Annotated in this window: 14 protein-coding genes; all 14 read left to right on the plus strand. The window is 55.7% G+C overall.

What is annotated here, in order from left to right:
- Positions 1-269: 269 nt before the first annotated feature.
- The 14 genes from lrhA to nuoN all read left to right on the plus strand — a co-directional run bounded on the left by lrhA (position 270) and on the right by nuoN (position 16,778).
- Positions 270-1,208, plus strand: coding sequence for a transcriptional regulator LrhA (lrhA, locus tag ACOTZF_RS18675; RefSeq protein ID WP_029881734.1), 939 nt, complete (start codon positions 270-272; stop codon positions 1,206-1,208).
- Positions 1,209-1,838: 630 nt separating this feature from the next.
- Positions 1,839-2,279, plus strand: a complete 441-nt coding sequence (nuoA, locus tag ACOTZF_RS18680; protein WP_014171000.1) for an NADH-quinone oxidoreductase subunit NuoA — start codon at positions 1,839-1,841, stop codon at positions 2,277-2,279.
- Between the two features lie 15 nt (positions 2,280-2,294).
- Positions 2,295-2,969, plus strand: coding sequence for an NADH-quinone oxidoreductase subunit NuoB (gene nuoB, locus ACOTZF_RS18685; protein WP_003861482.1), 675 nt, complete (start codon positions 2,295-2,297; stop codon positions 2,967-2,969).
- Between the two features lie 89 nt (positions 2,970-3,058).
- Positions 3,059-4,861 carry an NADH-quinone oxidoreductase subunit C/D gene (gene nuoC / locus ACOTZF_RS18690; RefSeq protein WP_013098106.1) on the plus strand — a complete coding sequence of 601 codons (1,803 nt, stop codon included), beginning with the start codon at positions 3,059-3,061 and terminating at the stop codon, positions 4,859-4,861.
- A 2-nt stretch (positions 4,862-4,863) separates the two neighbouring features.
- A complete protein-coding gene (gene nuoE / locus ACOTZF_RS18695) occupies positions 4,864-5,364 on the plus strand; it encodes an NADH-quinone oxidoreductase subunit NuoE (RefSeq protein ID WP_003861486.1) in 501 nt (166 codons plus the stop codon).
- Positions 5,361-6,698, plus strand: a complete 1,338-nt coding sequence (nuoF, locus tag ACOTZF_RS18700; RefSeq protein WP_003861487.1) for an NADH-quinone oxidoreductase subunit NuoF — start codon at positions 5,361-5,363, stop codon at positions 6,696-6,698. The genes nuoE and nuoF overlap by 4 nt, the downstream gene beginning before the upstream one ends.
- A 54-nt stretch (positions 6,699-6,752) precedes the next feature.
- Positions 6,753-9,476: an NADH-quinone oxidoreductase subunit NuoG gene (nuoG, locus tag ACOTZF_RS18705; RefSeq protein ID WP_023621514.1), complete on the plus strand. Its 2,724-nt coding sequence runs from the start codon at positions 6,753-6,755 to the stop codon at positions 9,474-9,476.
- Positions 9,473-10,450, plus strand: coding sequence for an NADH-quinone oxidoreductase subunit NuoH (gene nuoH, locus ACOTZF_RS18710; RefSeq protein ID WP_013098104.1), 978 nt, complete (start codon positions 9,473-9,475; stop codon positions 10,448-10,450). Before nuoG ends, nuoH begins: the two co-directional genes overlap by 4 nt.
- Before the next feature lie 13 nt (positions 10,451-10,463).
- A complete protein-coding gene (nuoI, locus tag ACOTZF_RS18715) occupies positions 10,464-11,006 on the plus strand; it encodes an NADH-quinone oxidoreductase subunit NuoI (protein ID WP_003861491.1) in 543 nt (180 codons plus the stop codon).
- Positions 11,007-11,016: 10 nt separating this feature from the next.
- Positions 11,017-11,571 (plus strand): NADH-quinone oxidoreductase subunit J, encoded by a 555-nt coding sequence (nuoJ, locus tag ACOTZF_RS18720; protein WP_008500212.1) that lies wholly within the window; start codon positions 11,017-11,019, stop codon positions 11,569-11,571.
- Positions 11,568-11,870, plus strand: coding sequence for an NADH-quinone oxidoreductase subunit NuoK (gene nuoK / locus ACOTZF_RS18725; RefSeq protein WP_003861496.1), 303 nt, complete (start codon positions 11,568-11,570; stop codon positions 11,868-11,870). The genes nuoJ and nuoK overlap by 4 nt, the downstream gene beginning before the upstream one ends.
- A complete protein-coding gene (nuoL, locus tag ACOTZF_RS18730) occupies positions 11,867-13,708 on the plus strand; it encodes an NADH-quinone oxidoreductase subunit L (protein ID WP_014832758.1) in 1,842 nt (613 codons plus the stop codon). The genes nuoK and nuoL overlap by 4 nt, the downstream gene beginning before the upstream one ends.
- Before the next feature lie 76 nt (positions 13,709-13,784).
- Positions 13,785-15,314, plus strand: a complete 1,530-nt coding sequence (nuoM, locus tag ACOTZF_RS18735) for an NADH-quinone oxidoreductase subunit M (protein ID WP_013098102.1) — start codon at positions 13,785-13,787, stop codon at positions 15,312-15,314.
- Positions 15,315-15,320: 6 nt separating this feature from the next.
- Positions 15,321-16,778, plus strand: a complete 1,458-nt coding sequence (gene nuoN, locus ACOTZF_RS18740; protein WP_014832756.1) for an NADH-quinone oxidoreductase subunit NuoN — start codon at positions 15,321-15,323, stop codon at positions 16,776-16,778.
- Positions 16,779-16,912 lie beyond the last annotated feature (134 nt).

The raw sequence follows: 16,912 nt of genomic DNA on the forward strand, positions 1-16,912 counted from the left end.
ATAAAGATGGCAGAAAAGGTGTCATACCTTTAATGTAATTTACATTAACCTGCGATCATCTAAATATCCTGAACGTTTAAGAGAATAAAAATAACGTCATGAAACGTGCTTTCTGACTGTTGATATATACACTAAAGCAGCACAATAACTATCTGTCAGGCAGTCTGCCGGGCCGGGATGCGAGGGAAAACTCCAGAAGGAATTGCTTAACTGTTACACACAGCTTCAACCCGGGCAGCTCCGCACGAGCAACCTGAAAGTGAATAGATATGATAAATGCAAATCGTCCGATAATGAATCTCGACCTCGATCTGCTGAGAACGTTTGTTGCGGTCGCAGACCTCAACACTTTTGCAGCAGCTGCTGCCGCAGTTTGCCGAACCCAGTCCGCCGTCAGTCAGCAAATGCAGCGTCTGGAACAACTGGTTGGTAAAGAGCTTTTTGCCCGTCATGGCCGTAATAAGCTCTTAACGGAACACGGTATTCAGCTACTGGGTTATGCCAGGAAAATACTTCGCTTTAATGACGAAGCATGTATGTCATTAATGTTTAGCAACCTTCAGGGTGTGCTAACGTTAGGTGCATCTGATGAGTCAGCGGATACTATATTGCCGTTCCTTCTTAATCGAATCAGTTCGGTTTATCCGAAGCTTGCGCTGGATGTTAGCGTGAAGCGTAATGCTTTTATGATTGAGATGTTAAAAGAGAACGAGGTTGACCTCGTGGTCACCACGCATCGTCCCGGCCAATTTAATTGCCTGACGCTGCGAACGTCTCCTACGCACTGGTATTGCGCGGCGGAATATGTGCTTCAGCAAGGCGAGCCTGTTCCACTGGTCTTACTGGACGATCCGAGCCCATTCCGCGATATGGTGCTGGCGGCGCTCAACGAAGCCAACATTCCGTGGCGACTGGCGTATGTGGCCTCCACATTGCCTGCCGTTCGCGCAGCGGTCAAAGCCGGCCTTGGCGTAACGGCGCGTCCGGTGGAGATGATGAGCCCGGATCTGCGGGTGCTGGGAAAATCCGATGGACTCCCTCCGCTGCCGGATACGGAGTATCTGCTGTGCCACAACACGTCCAGTAACAACGAGCTGGCGAAAGTGGTGTTCGAAGCAATGGAGAACTACCATAACCCGTGGCAGTTCGAGCATGTTACCCACGAAGGGGGGGATGACTCCCTGATCGTTGAAGGTGACTTTGAGTGATCGAGAGCTCAAAATTCTGGTAACAAAATGTAAGTGTAAAAAAATGCCACTCGTGCGATTTTCGCATGGAGTGGCTTTTTTTTTGCACAAATTCTCTCCGCTAATGAGAGTGAAATGAAAAGAGTTCTTAATTATCAATGAGTAAAATACAGTTGATTAAAGTCTGAACAAATTCTTTTCTCACTTCCTTCCCGCGCCCGGCATGTTAATAAAACAGGAAAGATGTTGCCGTTTTACTGGTTGAATTAACAAAAGCGTGTCTCAGATCAAGAAAATACTCCCATTTAGGGGGAGGAATCGTTGGCAAATCCTGTCAAAATAGGAGGGTTATTTTTTTTACTTCCAAAACGGACACGATTCAACAACATGCATTTGACGAAAAGTCAGGGAACCACCAGGGTTAAAGGGCACCAAATGTTAATGAGAATCGCTCGATGTAATTTAATGTGAAGAAACCTTTGTTAAAGTTGACAATAGGTTATAGAAAGGAGTAAAAAACCCCATCATTTTGCTGTCTACGTCTCATTTCTGACAGTTAGTGTAAGGTTATTTGTTCCTCCCCATGAATCGATGTGATGCCCATCTGCCAGCAAGAGCAGTGTCGTTGGTATCACTTTTGATGAGTAAGCAATGAGTATGTCAACATCCACAGAAGTCATCGCTCATCACTGGGCATTCGCAATCTTTCTTATTGTAGCCATTGGCCTGTGCTGCCTGATGTTAGTCGGCGGCTGGTTCCTGGGCGGTCGCGCCCGCGCAAGGCACAAAAACACCCCTTTCGAATCAGGTATTGATTCAGTAGGTTCCGCTCGCTTACGCCTGTCTGCCAAGTTCTATTTGGTAGCCATGTTCTTCGTCATCTTTGACGTGGAAGCGCTTTACCTTTTCGCATGGTCGACCTCCATCCGCGAAAGTGGTTGGGTAGGCTTTGTCGAGGCCGCAATTTTCATTTTAGTGCTACTGGCCGGTCTGGTTTATCTGGTGCGTATTGGCGCGCTTGACTGGACGCCTGCGCGTTCACGTCGTGAACACATCAACCCGGAAAACAGTATCTCTAATCGTCAGCAGTAACAGCGAGGCAATAAGATGGATTATACGCTCACCCGCATAGATCCTAACGGTGAGAATGACCGTTACCCCCTGCAAAAACAGGAGATCGTAACCGACCCCCTGGAGCAAGAAGTCAATAAAAGCGTGTACATGGGCAAGCTCGAACATGCCATGCACGATATGGTCAACTGGGGTCGTAAGAACTCCATCTGGCCATACAACTTTGGCCTTTCCTGCTGCTACGTTGAAATGGTGACGTCATTCACTGCGGTGCATGACGTTGCGCGTTTTGGGGCAGAGGTACTGCGTGCATCCCCACGTCAGGCTGACCTGATGGTGGTGGCCGGTACGTGCTTTACCAAGATGGCACCGGTTATTCAGCGTCTTTATGACCAGATGCTGGAGCCAAAATGGGTTATCTCCATGGGCGCATGTGCAAACTCTGGCGGTATGTACGACATTTATTCCGTTGTGCAGGGCGTAGATAAGTTTATTCCAGTGGATGTATACATCCCGGGTTGCCCGCCACGTCCGGAAGCTTACATGCAAGCGCTGATGCTGCTGCAGGAGTCTATCGGTAAAGAACGCCGCCCGCTGTCGTGGGTTGTTGGCGATCAGGGTGTCTATCGCGCGAACATGCAGTCTGAGCGCGAGCGTAAACGTGGTGAACGTATTGCCGTCACCAACCTGCGTACGCCTGACGAAATTTAATTTGCGCCTGTGGGCCTGGAGAACACCTTCGCATATCACTACTCAAATAGCGCGAAGCCAGGCTTAACAGTCACCACGGACCATTTGCAATGGTGAACAATATGACCGACTTAACCGCGCAAGAAGCCGCCTGGCAGACCCGGGATCATCTGGATGACCCCGTCATTGGCGAACTGCGCAACCGTTTTGGGCCGGATGCCTTTACTGTTCAGGCGACCCGCACCGGGGTACCCGTTGTTTGGGTGAAGCGTGAACAATTGCTGGAAGTTGTCGATTTCCTCAAGAAATTGCCAAAACCTTACGTCATGCTGTTTGACTTACACGGCATGGATGAACGTCTGCGCACGCACCGCCAGGGTCTCCCTGCTGCGGATTTTTCCGTTTTCTACCACCTGATCTCAATAGACCGCAATACGGATATCATGCTCAAGGTGGCATTGTCTGAAAACGACATGCATCTGCCGACGCTCACCAAACTTTTCCCGAACGCCAACTGGTACGAGCGTGAAACCTGGGAAATGTTCGGTATGACCTTCGACGGCCACCCGCATCTGACGCGCATCATGATGCCGCAGACCTGGACCGGCCACCCGCTGCGTAAAGACTACCCGGCACGTGCGACTGAATTCGATCCGTTTGAGCTGACCAAAGCCAAGCAGGATCTGGAGATGGAAGCGCTGACCTTCAAGCCGGAAGACTGGGGCATGAAGCGCGGTACCGAAAACGAGGACTTCATGTTCCTCAACCTCGGTCCAAACCACCCGTCTGCGCACGGTGCATTCCGTATTATTCTTCAGCTTGATGGCGAAGAGATTGTCGACTGCGTTCCGGATATCGGTTACCACCACCGTGGTGCTGAGAAAATGGGCGAGCGTCAGTCCTGGCACAGTTACATTCCGTATACCGACCGTATCGAGTACCTCGGCGGCTGCGTAAACGAAATGCCTTACGTGCTGGCCGTTGAGAAACTGGCAGGCATCACTGTGCCGGATCGCGTTAACGTGATTCGCGTTATGCTGTCAGAACTGTTCCGTATTAACAGCCATCTGCTGTACATCTCCACGTTCATTCAGGACGTTGGCGCGATGACCCCGGTCTTCTTCGCCTTTACCGACCGTCAGAAAATTTACGATCTGGTGGAAGCGATTACCGGTTTCCGTATGCACCCGGCCTGGTTCCGTATCGGCGGTGTGGCACACGATCTGCCGCGCGGCTGGGACCGTCTGCTGCGTGAATTCCTTGACTGGATGCCGAAACGTCTGGCCTCGTATGAGAAAGCCGCGCTGCGTAACTCCATCCTGAAAGGCCGTTCCCAGGGCGTTGCTGCCTACGGCGCGAAAGAGGCGCTGGAGTGGGGGACCACCGGTGCTGGCCTGCGTGCGACCGGTATTGATTTCGACGTGCGTAAAGCGCGTCCTTACTCTGGCTATGAGAACTTCGACTTTGAAGTCCCGGTTGGCGGCGGTGTTTCCGACTGCTATACCCGCGTGATGCTGAAAGTAGAAGAGCTGCGCCAGAGTCTGCGCATCCTTGAGCAGTGCCTCAACAACATGCCGGAAGGCCCGTTCAAGGCGGATCACCCGCTGACGACGCCGCCACCGAAAGAGCGCACGCTGCAACATATCGAAACCCTGATCACCCACTTCCTGCAGGTTTCCTGGGGCCCGGTCATGCCGGCACAAGAATCCTTCCAGATGATCGAAGCGACCAAGGGTATTAACAGTTACTACCTGACCAGTGACGGCAGCACCATGAGCTACCGTACCCGCGTGCGTACGCCGAGCTTTGCGCACCTGCAGCAGATCCCGTCCGCCATCCGCGGCAGTCTGGTCTCCGACCTGATTGTGTATCTGGGTAGTATCGATTTTGTTATGTCAGATGTGGACCGCTAATTATGCACGAGAATCAACAACCACAAACCGAGGCTTTTGAGCTGAGTGAAGCAGAGCGTGCCGCCATTGAGCACGAGATGCACCACTACGAAGACCCGCGTGCGGCGTCCATTGAAGCGCTGAAAATCGTACAGAAACAGCGTGGTTGGGTGCCGGATGGGGCGATCTATGCGATCGCAGAAGTGCTGGGTATCCCGGCCAGTGACGTAGAAGGCGTAGCCACGTTCTACAGCCAGATCTTCCGTCAGCCGGTGGGCCGCCATGTGATCCGCTACTGTGACAGCGTTGTCTGCCACATTACCGGTTATCAGGGCATTCAGGCTGCGATTGAGAAAAAACTCAATATCAAGCCGGGCCAGACCACGTTCGATGGTCGCTTTACTCTGCTGCCAACCTGCTGCCTGGGTAACTGCGACAAGGGGCCGACCATGATGATTGATGAGGATACTCACAGCCATCTGACGCCGGAAGCCATTCCTGACCTGCTGGAGCAGTACAAATGAAAACTGTAATTCGTACTGCTGAGACGCATCCGCTGACCTGGCGTCTGCGCGATGACAAACAGCCGGTATGGCTCGACGAATACCAGAGCAAAAATGGCTATGCCGGGGCGCGTAAAGCCCTGGGCGGCATGGCGCCGGACGACATCGTTAATGCGGTGAAAGAGTCGGGTCTGAAAGGCCGCGGCGGCGCGGGCTTCTCCACCGGTCTGAAGTGGAGCCTGATGCCAAAAGATGAATCCATGAACATCCGTTACCTGCTGTGTAACGCGGATGAAATGGAGCCGGGTACCTATAAAGACCGTCTGCTGATGGAGCAACTGCCGCACCTGCTGGTGGAAGGCATGTTGATCTCCGCGTTCGCGCTGAAAGCGTACCGTGGTTACATCTTCCTGCGCGGTGAGTACATCGAAGCGGCGGAAAACCTGCGTCGCGCGATTGCCGAAGCGACCGAAGCGGGCCTGCTTGGCAAAAACATTCTCGGCACCGGGTTTGACTTCGAGCTGTTCGTGCACACCGGTGCAGGGCGTTATATCTGCGGTGAAGAGACCGCGCTGATTAACTCCCTGGAAGGCCGCCGTGCGAACCCGCGTTCCAAGCCGCCGTTCCCGGCAAGCTCCGGCGTGTGGGGTAAACCGACCTGTGTGAACAACGTCGAAACCCTGTGTAACGTTCCGGCTATCCTCGCCAACGGCGTGGAGTGGTATCAGGGCATCTCCTCAAGCAAAGATGCCGGTACCAAGCTGATGGGCTTCTCCGGCCGCGTGAAAAACCCTGGCGTCTGGGAACTGCCGTTCGGTACCACCGCCCGCGAAATTCTTGAAGACTACGCCGGTGGCATGCGCGATGGCCTGAAATTTAAAGCCTGGCAGCCGGGTGGGGCAGGGACAGACTTCCTGACCGAAGCCCACCTTGACCTGCCGATGGAGTTCGAAAGCATTGGTAAAGCAGGCAGCCGTCTGGGTACGGCGCTGGCGATGGCCGTCGACCACGAGATCGGCATGGTCTCGCTGGTGCGTAACCTGGAAGAGTTCTTCGCCCGTGAGTCCTGCGGCTGGTGTACACCGTGCCGTGACGGTCTGCCGTGGAGCGTGAAGATCCTGCGTGCTATCGAACGCGGCGAAGGCCAGCCTGGTGATATCGAGACACTTGAGCAACTGTGTCGATTCTTAGGGCCGGGCAAAACCTTCTGTGCCCACGCACCGGGTGCCGTCGAGCCGCTGCAGAGCGCGATTAAATATTTCCGCGACGAATTCGAAGCAGGCATCAAGCAGCCGTTCAGCAATACCCATTCAATCAATGGTATTCAGCCGAACCTGCTGAAAGCACGCTGGTAAAAACAGAATTTTGATTAACGCTCGAAGCAATTCGAGACAACTGGAAGCATGCTAATGGCTACGATTCATGTAGACGGCAAAGAATACGAAGTCAACGGGGCGGACAACCTGCTGGAAGCTTGTCTGTCTCTTGGCCTCGATATTCCGTACTTTTGCTGGCATCCGGCGCTGGGCAGCGTCGGTGCTTGCCGCCAGTGTGCGGTGAAGCAATATCAAAACGCGGAAGACACGCGTGGTCGCCTGGTGATGTCCTGTATGACGCCAGCCACCGAAGGCACCTTTATTTCGATTGATGACGAAGAAGCAAAACAGTTCCGTGAAAGCGTTGTGGAATGGTTGATGACCAACCACCCGCACGACTGCCCGGTCTGTGAAGAGGGCGGCAACTGCCACCTTCAGGATATGACCGTAATGACCGGTCACAGCTTCCGTCGCTATCGCTTTACTAAACGTACTCACCGTAACCAGGACCTGGGGCCGTTCATCTCTCACGAAATGAACCGCTGCATCGCCTGCTACCGCTGCGTGCGTTACTACAAAGATTACGCAGACGGTCAGGATCTGGGTGTGTATGGCGCACATGACAACGTCTACTTCGGTCGTCCGGAAGACGGTACGCTTGAGAGCGAATTCTCCGGTAACCTGGTAGAAATCTGTCCGACCGGCGTATTCACCGATAAAACTCACTCCGAGCGTTACAACCGTAAGTGGGACATGCAGTTTGCACCAAGCATCTGCCAGCAGTGTTCGCTGGGCTGTAACACCAGCCCGGGTGAGCGCTACGGCGAACTGCGTCGTATCGAAAACCGTTACAACGGTACCGTAAACCATTACTTCCTGTGCGACCGCGGTCGTTTCGGCTATGGCTATGTAAACCTGAAAGACCGTCCGCGTCAGCCGGTTCAGCGCCGTGGCGACGACTTTATCACCCTGAACGCTGAACAGGCGATGCAGGGTGCGGCAGATATTCTGCGCCAGTCGAAGAAAGTGATCGGTATCGGCTCCCCGCGTGCCAGCATCGAAAGCAACTTCGCGCTGCGTGAGCTGGTGGGGGCGGAAAACTTCTACACCGGTATCGCTCAGGGCGAGCAGGAACGTCTGCAGCTGGTACTGAAAGTGCTGCGCGAAGGCGGTATTCATACCCCTGCGCTGCGCGAAATCGAATCGTATGATGCGGTTCTGGTGCTGGGCGAAGATCTGACGCAGACCGGCGCTCGCGCGGCTCTGGCGGTTCGCCAGGCGGTGAAGGGTAAAGCACGTGAAATGGCAGCGGCACAGAAAGTGGCTGACTGGCAGATTGCGGCAATCCTCAACATCGGCCAGCGCGCGAAGCATCCTCTGTTTGTGACGAACGTCGACAACACCCGTCTGGATGATATCGCCGCGTGGACCTACTGCGCGCCGGTTGAAGATCAGGCGCGTCTTGGCTTTGCCATTGCCCATGCGCTGGACAATAACTCTCCGGCCGTTGAACTGGATCGTGACCTGCAAAGCAAAGTCGACGTGATTGTTCAGGCGCTGGCGGGGGCGAAGAAACCACTGATTATCTCCGGGACTAACGCCGGTAGCGCCGAGATCATTCAGGCTGCAGCGAACGTCGCCAAAGCCCTGAAAGGCCGCGGTGCGGACGTTGGTGTCACCATGATTGCCCGTGCGGTGAACAGCATCGGTCTGGGTATGATTGGCGGCGGCTCGCTGGAAGAAGCGTTAAGCGAACTGGAGTCCGGTGCCGCTGACGCCGTTGTGGTGCTGGAAAATGATCTGCATCGCCATGCCTCTGCCGCGCGCGTTGACGCTGCGCTCTCTAAAGCACCGCTGGTGATGGTAATCGACCATCAGCGCACCGCGATTATGGATAAAGCGCACCTGGTGCTCTCTGCGGCAAGCTTCGCAGAAAGCGACGGTACGGTTATTAACAACGAAGGCCGCGCACAGCGTTTCTTCCAGGTTTATGACCCGGCGTACTACGACAGCAACACCGTGATGCTGGAAAGCTGGCGCTGGCTGCACTCCCTGCACAGCACCGTGCAGAGCCGTGAAGTGGACTGGACGCAGCTCGACCACGTTATCGATGCGGTAGTCGAAAAACTGCCTCAGCTGGCGGGCATTAAAGATGCCGCGCCTGAAGCGAGCTTCCGTATTCGCGGCCAGAAACTGGCGCGTGAACCGCACCGTTACAGTGGCCGTACCGCGATGCGTGCCAATATCAGCGTGCACGAACCGCGTCAGCCGCAGGATAAAGACACCATGTTCGCCTTCTCCATGGAAGGGAACAACCAGCCGTCTGCGCCGCGTTCACAGATCCCATTCGCATGGGCGCCGGGCTGGAACTCCCCGCAGGCGTGGAACAAGTTCCAGGCGGAAGTGGGCGGTTCACTGCGTCACGGCGATCCGGGCGTGCGTCTGATTGAAGCCTCCGAAACCGGTCTGGACTTCTTCACCACCGTTCCGGCGAGCTTCCAGGCGCAGGACGGTAGCTGGCGTATTGCGCCGTACTACCATCTGTTTGGTAGCGACGAGCTGTCCCAGCGTTCACCGGTATTCCAGCAGCGTATGCCGCAGCCGTACATCAAGCTCAACCCGGCAGACGCCGCGAAGCTTGGCGTGAACGCGGGTGCGAACATTGCCTTTAGCTACGAGGGCCAGACCATCAGCCTGCCGCTGATTATCTCTGAAAGCCTGACAGCAGGGCAGGTCGGTCTGCCGATGGGTATGCCTGGCATCGCGCCGGTACTGGCGGGTGCGCGTCTTGATAACCTGCAGGAGGCAAAAGCATGAGTTGGTTAACGCCGGATCTTATCGACATCCTGCTGAGCATTCTGAAAGCGATTGTCATTCTGCTGGTGGTGGTCACCTGTGGTGCGTTCATGAGCTTTGGTGAACGTCGTCTGCTTGGTCTGTTCCAGAACCGTTATGGACCAAACCGCGTTGGCTGGGGGGGATCACTCCAGCTGGTCGCGGACATGATCAAGATGTTCTTCAAAGAGGACTGGATCCCACGCTTCTCGGATCGCGTGATCTTTACGCTGGCACCGATGATCGCCTTCACCTCGCTGCTGCTGGCGTTTGCTATCGTTCCTGTCAGCCCGACCTGGGTGGTGGCTGACCTGAACATCGGCATTCTGTTCTTCCTGATGATGGCAGGGCTCGCGGTTTACGCGGTACTGTTCGCAGGCTGGTCCAGTAACAACAAATACTCGCTGCTGGGTGCGATGCGTGCTTCCGCGCAGACGCTGAGCTACGAAGTGTTCCTGGGGCTCTCCCTGATGGGCGTGGTGGCGCAGGCCGGTTCATTCAACATGACCGACATCGTTAACAACCAGGCCGACATCTGGAACGTTATCCCGCAGTTCTTTGGTTTTGTTACCTTTGCTATCGCGGGCGTGGCGGTGTGTCACCGTCACCCGTTTGACCAGCCAGAAGCCGAACAGGAACTGGCCGACGGTTACCACATTGAATATTCCGGTATGAAATTCGGTCTGTTCTTCGTGGGCGAGTACATCGGTATCGTCACCATTTCCGCGTTGATGGTAACGCTGTTCTTTGGTGGCTGGCATGGCCCGTTCTTACCGCCGTTCATCTGGTTCGCGCTGAAAACCGCGTTCTTCATGATGATGTTCATTTTGATTCGCGCAGCGTTACCGCGTCCGCGTTATGACCAGGTAATGTCCTTCGGCTGGAAAGTGTGCCTGCCGCTGACGCTCGTCAACTTGTTGGTAACGGCGGCTGTCATTCTCTGGCAGCAGCCATAAGGGGCTATAGACCATGACCTTAAAAGAATTACTGGTAGGCTTTGGTACCCAGGTACGCAGTATCTGGATGATCGGCCTGCACGCGTTTGCCAAACGCGAAACCCGGATGTACCCGGAAGAGCCGGTATATCTGCCGCCGCGCTACCGTGGCCGTATCGTGCTGACGCGCGACCCGGACGGTTCCGAGCGCTGCGTTGCCTGTAACCTGTGTGCGGTAGCGTGTCCGGTAGGCTGTATCTCTCTGCAGAAAGCAGAGACGGTAGACGGCCGCTGGTACCCTGAGTTCTTCCGCATCAACTTCTCACGCTGCATCTTCTGTGGTCTGTGTGAAGAAGCGTGCCCAACCACGGCGATTCAGCTCACCCCGGACTTCGAACTGGGTGAGTACAAGCGTCAGGACCTGGTGTACGAGAAAGAGGATCTGCTGATTTCCGGTCCGGGCAAATACCCGGAATATAACTTCTACCGGATGGCGGGTATGGCAATCGACGGCAAAGATAAGGGCGAAGCAGAGAACGAAGCCAAGCCTATCGACGTCAAGAGCCTGTTACCGTAAGGAGAGGGCAATGGAATTCGCTTTTTATATCTGTGGCCTTATCGCCATCCTGGCTACGCTACGAGTGATTACGCACACCAATCCGGTGCATGCGCTGCTGTACTTAATCATTTCGCTGCTGGCTATTTCCGGGGTGTTCTTTGCGCTCGGCGCGCACTTTGCCGGTGCGCTGGAAATCATCGTTTACGCCGGTGCCATCATGGTGCTGTTCGTCTTCGTGGTGATGATGCTGAACCTGGGCGGCTCTGAAATTGAGCAGGAACGTCAGTGGTTAAAACCGCAGGTGTGGATTGGCCCGGCAATTTTGTCGGCCATCATGCTGGTGGTAATTGTTTATGCCATTCTCGGCGTGAACGACCAGGGCATCGACGGTACGCCAATCGGCGCGAAAGAAGTGGGTATCACGCTGTTTGGCCCATACGTTCTAGCGGTTGAACTGGCCTCTATGCTGCTGCTGGCGGGTCTGGTTGTTGCCTTCCACGTTGGCCGCGAAGAGCGTGCTGGTGAGGTGCTGAGCAACCGCACTGACGACCGCGCGAAAAGAAAAACGGAGGAACGCGCATGATCCCCTTAACACATGGACTGATCCTCGCTGCGATTTTATTCGTTCTGGGCTTAACCGGTCTGGTTATCCGCCGCAATCTGCTGTTTATGCTGATCGGTCTGGAAATCATGATTAACGCCTCCGCGCTGGCCTTCGTGGTCGCCGGAAGCTACTGGGGCCAGACCGATGGTCAGGTGATGTACATTCTCGCCATCAGCCTCGCGGCTGCCGAAGCGAGTATTGGCCTGGCGCTGTTGCTGCAGCTCCATCGTCGCCGCCAGAACCTGAACATCGATTCAGTAAGTGAGTTGCGTGGATGAACATGCTTGCCTTAACCATTATTTTTCCGCTGATTGGCTTCGTGCTGCTGGCGTTTTCTCGCGGCCGCTGGTCTGAGAATCTGTCTGCGACCGTCGGCATGGGATCTGTCGGTCTGGCTGCGCTGGTAACAGCGTATGCGGGTATCGATTTCTTCAACAACGGGCGTCAGGCCTTCAGCGTGCCGCTGTGGACCTGGATGTCGGTCGGTGATTTCAACATCGGTTTTAACCTGGTGCTGGATGGTCTCTCGCTGACCATGCTCTCCGTGGTGACCGGCGTGGGCTTCCTGATCCATATGTTCGCCTCCTGGTACATGCGCGGTGAAGAGGGCTACTCCCGCTTCTTCGCCTACACTAACCTGTTTATCGCCAGCATGGTGGTTCTGGTGCTGGCCGATAACCTGCTGCTGATGTATCTGGGCTGGGAAGGCGTGGGTCTCTGTTCGTACCTGCTGATCGGGTTCTACTACACCGATCCGAAGAATGGCGCAGCGGCCATGAAAGCGTTCGTCGTGACCCGTGTGGGTGACGTCTTCCTCGCGTTCGCGCTGTTCATTCTCTACAACGAACTGGGCACGCTGAACTTCCGCGAAATGGTGGAACTGGCGCCGGCACACTTCGCCGCAGGCAACAACATGCTGTGGTGGGCAACGCTGATGCTGCTTGGTGGTGCTGTGGGTAAATCTGCACAGCTGCCGTTGCAGACATGGCTGGCCGACGCGATGGCGGGTCCAACCCCTGTCTCCGCGCTGATCCACGCCGCGACCATGGTCACCGCCGGTGTGTACCTGATTGCGCGTACCCATGGCCTGTTCCTGATGACCCCGGAAATTCTGCATCTGGTGGGTATCGTCGGTGCGGTCACGCTGGTGCTGGCAGGCTTTGCCGCGCTGGTGCAGACCGACATCAAACGCGTTCTTGCTTATTCCACCATGAGCCAGATTGGCTACATGTTCCTGGCGTTGGGCGTTCAGGCGTGGGACGCGGCGATTTTCCACCTGATGACGCACGCGTTCTTTAAAGCGCTGCTGTTCCTCTCATCCGGTTCCGTGATCCTGGCCTGCCATCACGAGCAGAACATCTTCAAGATGGGCGGACTGCGTAAGTCCATCCCGCTGGTGTATGTCTGCTTCCTGGTGGGCGGCGCGGCGCTGGCGGCACTGCCGCTGATTACCGCGGGCTTCTTCAGTAAGGACGAAATCCTTGCCGGTGCCATGGCGAATGGTCATATCAATCTGATGGTTGCGGGTCTGGTCGGTGCGTTTATGACCTCCCTGTATACCTTCCGTATGATTTTCATCGTATTCCACGGTAAAGAACAAATTCACGCTCATGCAGGGAAGGGGATTACTCACCACCTGCCGCTGATTGTGCTGCTGGTCCTGTCCACCTTCGTTGGCGCGATGATTGTGCCGCCGCTGCAGGGTGTACTGCCAGACACCACCGAGCTTGAGCACGGCCGCGTTCTGACGCTTGAAATCACCTCTGGTGTGGTCGCTATCGCGGGTATCCTGATTGCTGCATGGCTGTGGCTGGGCAAACGCACGCTGGTGACTGCCGTTGCCAACAGTGCGCCAGGCCGCCTGCTGGGCACCTGGTGGTACAACGCGTGGGGCTTCGACTGGCTGTACGACATGATCTTCGTTAAGCCGTTCCTGGGCATTGCGTGGCTGTTGAAGCGCGACCCACTGAACAGCCTGATGAATATCCCGGCGATCCTCTCCCGCTTTGCAGGTAAAGGCCTGCTGTACAGCGAGAACGGTTACCTGCGCTGGTATGTGGCGTCCATGAGCATCGGTGCGGTTGTCGTGCTGGCGCTGCTGATGGTGTTGCGTTGATCGTAAAGTGAATTTTATTCGAATTCGTTGAAAATCAGGCCCCTGCTGGGGGCCTTAAAAAGGAATGTAAATCGCCATGTTACTACCCTGGCTAATATTAATTCCCTTCATCGGCGGCTTCCTGTGCTGGCAGACTGAACGCTTTGGCGTGAAGATGCCGCGCTGGATCGCGCTGATCACCATGGGATTGACGCTCGCGCTTGGTCTGCAACTCTGGTTGCAGGGTGGCTACTCCCTGACCCAGTCTGCGGGCATTCCGCAGTGGCAGTCTGAGTTTATCCTGCCGTGGATCCCGCGTTTCGGCATTACGATCCACCTGGCGATTGACGGTCTGTCGCTGCTGATGGTGGTGCTGACCGGTCTGCTCGGCGTTCTGGCGGTACTTTGCTCCTGGCGAGAAATCGAAAAATACCAGGGCTTCTTCCACCTGAACCTGATGTGGATCCTGGGCGGCGTAATCGGCGTGTTCCTTGCCATCGACATGTTCCTGTTCTTCTTCTTCTGGGAGATGATGCTGGTGCCGATGTACTTCCTGATAGCGCTGTGGGGCCATAAGGCGTCCGACGGTAAAACGCGTATCACGGCGGCCACTAAGTTCTTCATCTATACCCAGGCGAGTGGTCTGGTGATGCTTATTGCCATTCTGGCGCTGGTGTTTGTGCACCACAATGCGACCGGTGTCTGGACCTTCAACTATGAAGACCTGCTGAAGACCCCGATGTCTCACGGTGTGGAATACCTGCTGATGCTCGGCTTCTTCATCGCCTTCGCGGTGAAAATGCCGGTCGTACCGCTGCACGGCTGGCTGCCAGATGCGCACTCTCAGGCGCCAACCGCAGGTTCTGTTGACCTGGCGGGCATCTTGCTGAAAACGGCAGCCTACGGTCTGCTGCGTTTCGCGCTGCCACTGTTCCCGAACGCGTCCGCTGAGTTCGCACCGATTGCCATGTGGCTGGGTGTGATTGGTATCTTCTACGGTGCCTGGATGGCATTCACGCAGTACGACATCAAACGTCTGATTGCGTACACCTCCGTTTCCCATATGGGCTTCGTGCTGATTGCTATCTACACCGGCAGCCAGCTGGCGTACCAGGGCGCGGTGATCCAGATGATTGCGCACGGTCTGTCCGCAGCCGGTCTCTTCATCCTCTGTGGTCAGCTGTACGAACGTCTGCATACCCGTGACATGCGTATGATGGGCGGTCTGTGGAGCAAAATTAAATGGCTGCCGGCGCTGTCCATGTTCTTCGCGGTGGCGACCCTGGGTATGCCAGGTACCGGTAACTTCGTCGGCGAATTTATGATTCTGTTCGGCAGCTTCAAAGTGGTACCGATGATTACCGTCATCTCCACCTTTGGTCTGGTGTTCGCGTCCGTCTACTCGCTGGCGATGCTGCACCGTGCTTACTTCGGTAAAGCGAAGAGCGAAATTGCTGCACAAGAACTGCCGGGGATGTCGCTGCGTGAGCTGTTCATCATCCTGCTGCTGGTCGTACTGCTGGTGCTGCTGGGCTTCTTCCCGCAGCCGATTCTGGATACCTCGCACTCCGCGATGGGTAATATCCAGCAGTGGTTTGTTAATTCTGCTTCTACTACAAGGCCGTAATTCGCCATGACAATAACTCCACAACAACTGATCGCGCTGCTACCGCTGCTGATCGTCGGATTGACGGTGGTGGTTGTGATGCTCTCCATTGCGTGGCGACGCAATCACTTCCTGAATGCCACGCTGTCGGTCATCGGACTGAACGCCGCGTTAGTCTCTCTCTGGTTTGTTGGCCAGGGCGGGGCGATGGACGTCACCCCGCTGATGCGCGTTGACGGCTATGCCATGCTGTACACGGGGCTGGTTCTGCTGGCGAGCCTGGCGACCTGTACCTTTGCCTATCCGTGGCTCGAAGGCTACAACGACAACAAAGAAGAGTTTTACCTGCTGGTACTGATTGCCGCACTCGGCGGCATTCTGCTGGCGAATGCAAACCATCTGGCTGCGCTGTTCCTCGGCATTGAGCTTATCTCTCTGCCGCTGTTCGGCCTGATTGGTTACGCCTTCCGTCAGAAGCGCTCTCTGGAAGCGAGCATCAAGTACACCATCCTGTCTGCTGCTGCCTCGTCCTTCCTGTTGTTTGGTATTGCGCTGCTGTACGCGCAGACCGGTAACCTTTCGTTCATGGCGCTTGGCAAGAGCCTCGGCGACGGCATGCTGCACGAGCCGCTGCTGCTGGCGGGTCTGGGCATGATGATTGTTGGCCTCGGCTTTAAACTCTCTCTGGTTCCGTTCCACCTGTGGACCCCGGATGTTTACCAGGGCGCACCGGCGCCGGTTTCTACCTTCCTGGCGACGGCGAGCAAAATCGCTATCTTCGGTGTGGTCATGCGCCTGTTCCTGTACGCACCGGTAGGTGACAGCGAAGCAGTTCGCACGGTGCTGGGGATTATCGCGTTCGTCTCCATCATCTTTGGTAACCTGATGGCGCTGAGCCAGACCAACATTAAACGTCTGCTGGGTTACTCCTCCATCTCTCATCTGGGCTACCTGCTGGTGGCACTGATTGCGCTGCAGAGCGGTGAGATGTCGATGGAAACCGTAGGCGTTTACCTGGCCGGTTACCTGTTCAGCAGCCTCGGCGCGTTCGGCGTGGTGAGCCTGATGTCCAGCCCGTACCGTGGCCCGGATGCAGATTCACTGTTCTCCTACCGTGGCCTGTTCTGGCACCGTCCGATCCTGTCTGCGGTGATGACCGTGATGATGCTCTCTCTGGCGGGTATCCCAATGACGCTGGGCTTCATCGGTAAGTTCTACGTGCTGGCTGTCGGTGTGCAGGCGCACCTGTGGTGGCTGACTGCGGGCGTGGTTATCGGCTCGGCAATCGGTCTGTACTACTATCTGCGTGTGGCCGTGAGCCTGTATCTGAGCGCGCCTCAGCAGCTCAACCGTGACGCACCAGGCAACTGGCAGTACAGCGCAGGTGGTATTGTGGTGCTGATCTCCGCGCTGCTGGTGCTGATCTTCGGTATCTATCCGCAGCCGCTGATTGATATCGTGCAGCGAGCAATGCCGCTGATGTAAAAGCAAAAAACCCGCCTCGGCGGGTTTTTTTATGGTTTTCGCCCTCTCCCTGTGGGCTGAGGGTTCCCCAGAAAAATGAAAAGCACGATGAAGTGTGATCTACTGGTTGCGCTAACAAATCAGAAGAGACCTCA

The organism is Enterobacter cloacae complex sp. SHL021, from assembly GCF_049237765.1.
In the GTDB taxonomy this organism is placed as follows: domain Bacteria; phylum Pseudomonadota; class Gammaproteobacteria; order Enterobacterales; family Enterobacteriaceae; genus Enterobacter; species Enterobacter cloacae.

What these genes read in the sequence shown, in the direction of transcription:
- lrhA (WP_029881734.1), top strand. Translation starts at nt 270, where the DNA reads ATGATAAATGCAAATCGTCCGATAATGAATCTCGACCTCGATCTGCTG.
- nuoA (WP_014171000.1), top strand. Translation starts at nt 1,839, where the DNA reads ATGAGTATGTCAACATCCACAGAAGTCATCGCTCATCACTGGGCATTC.
- nuoB (WP_003861482.1), top strand. Translation starts at nt 2,295, where the DNA reads ATGGATTATACGCTCACCCGCATAGATCCTAACGGTGAGAATGACCGT.
- nuoC (WP_013098106.1), top strand. Translation starts at nt 3,059, where the DNA reads ATGGTGAACAATATGACCGACTTAACCGCGCAAGAAGCCGCCTGGCAG.
- nuoE (WP_003861486.1), top strand. Translation starts at nt 4,864, where the DNA reads ATGCACGAGAATCAACAACCACAAACCGAGGCTTTTGAGCTGAGTGAA.
- nuoF (WP_003861487.1), top strand. Translation starts at nt 5,361, where the DNA reads ATGAAAACTGTAATTCGTACTGCTGAGACGCATCCGCTGACCTGGCGT.
- nuoG (WP_023621514.1), top strand. Translation starts at nt 6,753, where the DNA reads ATGGCTACGATTCATGTAGACGGCAAAGAATACGAAGTCAACGGGGCG.
- nuoH (WP_013098104.1), top strand. Translation starts at nt 9,473, where the DNA reads ATGAGTTGGTTAACGCCGGATCTTATCGACATCCTGCTGAGCATTCTG.
- nuoI (WP_003861491.1), top strand. Translation starts at nt 10,464, where the DNA reads ATGACCTTAAAAGAATTACTGGTAGGCTTTGGTACCCAGGTACGCAGT.
- nuoJ (WP_008500212.1), top strand. Translation starts at nt 11,017, where the DNA reads ATGGAATTCGCTTTTTATATCTGTGGCCTTATCGCCATCCTGGCTACG.
- nuoK (WP_003861496.1), top strand. Translation starts at nt 11,568, where the DNA reads ATGATCCCCTTAACACATGGACTGATCCTCGCTGCGATTTTATTCGTT.
- nuoL (WP_014832758.1), top strand. Translation starts at nt 11,867, where the DNA reads ATGAACATGCTTGCCTTAACCATTATTTTTCCGCTGATTGGCTTCGTG.
- nuoM (WP_013098102.1), top strand. Translation starts at nt 13,785, where the DNA reads ATGTTACTACCCTGGCTAATATTAATTCCCTTCATCGGCGGCTTCCTG.
- nuoN (WP_014832756.1), top strand. Translation starts at nt 15,321, where the DNA reads ATGACAATAACTCCACAACAACTGATCGCGCTGCTACCGCTGCTGATC.